Consider the following 695-nt stretch of genomic DNA (forward strand, 5'->3'; position numbering starts at 1 on the left):
GATTGCCGATCAACGTTATGACCGCGCGCGAAAAGATGTTGATTTCATTCAGCGTTATATTTTTCCTGGTAGCTGTATTCCTTCTATTACCGCATTAACACAGGCGATGCGAGATAGTTCAGACTTACGCATGGTTTCTCAGTTTGATTTCGCAGAACACTACGCAAGAACGCTATCTGCTTGGAATGAGGCCTGTAAGCGAGAGAAGGCAAAGATTACTGAGCTTGGTTACAGTGAGACATTTCAGCGAATGTGGGAGTTTTATTTGTGTTACTGTGAGGGCGGTTTTGCGGAACGTTCAATCGGTGTATCTCATCTAGTCTATGCTAAACCAGAGTTTCGAGATGAGGCCGTGGTTTAATTGAGGCAAATATGGCTGAGATAACAGCAACTCAAGGTTCCAGTGTTCGCGCTGACTATGCAACAAAGCATGTCATTGTAAATGCTGTGTTGTTTCAGTGTCTCTGGTTTGCTGCGATTCTAGAGGGCTGGCAGATAGCGCTAGCTCCTCTTGCTGTATTGCTTGCACATTTCTTTTTTGTTGTTCGAAATCGCAGCACATATGTGGCTTGTGCGGTCGTTATTTTATTTGGTTGTATCGCTGACAGCATTTTGGCTGATCTAGGTTTATATACATTCCCTAAAGATAACTTTTTACTACTTGGTTCTATGCCATTGTGGTTGTGTTTTATGTG

At 43.0% G+C, this 695-nt stretch carries 2 protein-coding genes; both read left to right on the top strand.

Annotated elements, in window-relative coordinates:
• The coding region (locus A3738_RS19580; protein WP_197473929.1) for a class I SAM-dependent methyltransferase at window positions 1–361 on the top strand (361 nt) is incomplete at its 5' end.
• 11 nt (window positions 362–372) lie between these two features.
• Window positions 373–695: DUF2878 family protein (locus A3738_RS19585; RefSeq protein ID WP_156504351.1), on the top strand; the 323-nt coding region annotated here is incomplete at its 3' end.

The organism is Oleiphilus sp. HI0066, from assembly GCF_001635725.1.